Source organism: Intrasporangium sp., assembly GCF_039812505.1.
Classification (GTDB): domain Bacteria; phylum Actinomycetota; class Actinomycetes; order Actinomycetales; family Dermatophilaceae; genus Intrasporangium_A.
Genome location: NZ_JBDIAQ010000265.1, coordinates 1 through 2,516, shown reverse-complemented (window position 1 = coordinate 2,516; position 2,516 = coordinate 1). Strand labels below are relative to the sequence as shown.

Here is a 2,516-nt window from a genome sequence, read left to right as displayed (position 1 = left end):
CTCGTGGCTGGAACCGGCTCGTCAGTCGAGCACGGCTCCCTTGCTGGCGCTCTGCACCAGCTTGCGGTACTTGGCCAGCACGCCCCGGGTGTAGCGCGGCTCGGGATGCCGTACCCCGGCCGTGCGGCGGCGCTGCATCTCGTCGTCGTCGACGAGCAGGTCGAGCGTGTTCGCGGCGACGTCGAGGCGGATGGCGTCGCCGTCCTGCACGAACGCGATCGGGCCGTCGTCGACCGCCTCCGGCGCGACATGCCCGACGCACAGGCCGGTCGTGCCACCGGAGAAGCGCCCGTCGGTCAGCAGGAGGACCTCCTTGCCGAGGCCCGCTCCCTTGATCGCCCCGGTCACCGCGAGCATCTCGCGCATGCCGGGACCGCCCTTGGGGCCCTCGTAGCGGATGACGACGACATCGTGCGACTTCAGGGTGCCCTGCTCGACGGCGTCCATCGCGGCGCGCTCGCCGTCGAAGACCCGGGCGGTCCCCTCGAACACCGTCGTGTCGAACCCGGCCGACTTGACCACTGCCCCCTCCGGGGCGAGCGAGCCGGTCAGGATCGTCAGTCCCCCGGTCGGGTGCATCGGCCGGGACATGTCCCGGATGACGCGGCCGTCGATGTGCGGCGGGTCGAGCGCCTCGAGGTTCTCGGCCATCGTCCTGCCCGTCACGGTGAGGCAGTCGCCGTTGAACAGGTCCGCGTCAAGCAGGGTCTTCATCACGACCGGGATGCCGCCGATGTGGTCGATGTCCTTCATGACGAAGTGGCCGAACGGCTTGACGTCGGCCAGGTGCGGCACCTTGCGGCCGACCCGCTGGAAGTCGCCGATGGTCAGGTCGACCTCGGCCTCGTGGGCCATCGCGAGCAGGTGCAGCACGGCGTTGGTGGAGCCGCCGAAGGCCATGACGACCGCGATGGCGTTCTCGAACGCCTCCTTGGTCATGATCTGGCGGGCGGTGATCCCCTTGCGCAGCAGACCGACGACGGCCTCACCCGACTGCCGGGCATAGTGGTCGCGGCGCCGGTCCGTGGCCGGCGGGCCGGCCGAGCCGGGCAGCGACAGACCGATCGCCTCACCGATCGCGGCCATGGTGTTCGCGGTGTAGAAGCCGCCGCAGGCGCCCTCCCCGGGGCAGATCGCGCGCTCGATCGCATCGACGTCCGCACGCGACATGTGGCCCGACGCGCACGCCCCGACCGCCTCGAAGGCGTCGATGATCGTCACCTCCTTCTCCGTGCCGTCGGAGAGTTTGGCGACACCCGGAAGGATGGTGCCGGCGTAGAGGAAGACCGCGGCCAGGTCGAGCCGCGCCGCGGCCATCATCATGCCGGGCAGCGACTTGTCGCACCCGGCGAGCAGGACCGAGCCGTCGAGGCGCTCGGCGTTCATGACCGTCTCGACCGAGTCGGCGATGACCTCGCGCGAGACGAGCGAGAAGTGCATCCCCTCGTGGCCCATCGAGATGCCGTCGGACACCGAGATCGTGGCGAACTCGAGCGGATATCCACCCGCGGCGTACACGCCGTCCTTGGCGGCCTTGGCCAGCCGGTCGAGCGACAGGTTGCAGGGCGTGATCTCGTTCCACGAGCTCGCGACGCCGATCTGCGGCTTGGCGAAGTCCTCGTCACCGAGCCCGACCGCTCGCAGCATCCCCCGCGCTGCCGTCTTCTCGAGGCCGTCGGTGACGTCTCGGCTGCGGGGCTTGATGTCCGGGGTCTGAGTCATTGCAGCAGCATAGGACGGCGTCCGTAGCGTGGACACGCCGTCCCGAGGCATGGGAGACCACCCGGCTCCGCCACCGCCGCGTCCGGTCCGGCAGGTCCCGGGGGGACCACCGCGCGTCCGGATGGGTCCCGGCAGGGCTGACAACACGGGCGGAGCACGGCATCCTCGACATATGGGCATTGCGGCTGAGGACAAGACCCTCCTTCTCATGCGCCATGGCAAGGCCGAGGAGGGCCCGGGCAGGCCGGACCACGACCGGGTCCTGTCCAAGCAGGGGGTCCGGCAGGGCGAGCTGGCCGGCGCGTGGCTGCGCAGTCAGGGACTCGTCCCCGACCTGGTCATCTGCTCGACGGCGGTTCGGACCCGGCAGACCTGGGATGCCGTCCGGCGCGGCGGGGCGCGCGCCGAGTACGTCGAGTTCCGTCGGCCCGTCTACGAGGGCGGCGCCGAGGCGCTGGTCGAGATCATCCGGGAGGACGCCGGCGACTCCTCGACCGTCCTGGTCGTCGGGCACAACCCGACGATGGCCCACGCGACGAGCCTGCTCTGCGACGGCGACGGCTCCGGGCCGGGTCACGCGGCGCTGGCCGGCGGCTTCGGCACGAGCGGGATCGCGGTGCTGCGCTACTCGGGGGACTGGGCGGACCTCGAGTTCGGCAGCTGTGACCTCGACCGCTTCCACGCCTCGGAGGCCTGACGCCGCGCGACCGGGCGGACCGAGCCACGGCACACGCGAAGGTGAGGCACGGCACCTTCGATCGGGAGTGGCGCACTCTCGACACGAATTGCCGCAC

2 protein-coding genes are annotated in these 2,516 nt (G+C 71.1%); one reads left to right on the top strand and one right to left on the bottom strand.

All coding sequences use genetic code 11. The features are described 5' to 3' along the window. Nucleotides 1-21: 21 nt before the first annotated feature. Entirely contained in the window at nucleotides 22-1,722 is a 1,701-nt protein-coding gene (gene ilvD, locus WMI84_RS18010) for a dihydroxy-acid dehydratase (RefSeq protein WP_347355150.1), read from the bottom strand. 172 nt (nucleotides 1,723-1,894) lie between these two features. Between ilvD and WMI84_RS18005 the strand changes: the two genes are divergently transcribed. After that, on the top strand, nucleotides 1,895-2,419 hold the full coding sequence (locus WMI84_RS18005; protein ID WP_347355149.1) for a histidine phosphatase family protein: 525 nt from the start codon (nucleotides 1,895-1,897) through the stop codon (nucleotides 2,417-2,419). The last annotated feature ends 97 nt before the right edge of the window (nucleotides 2,420-2,516 follow it).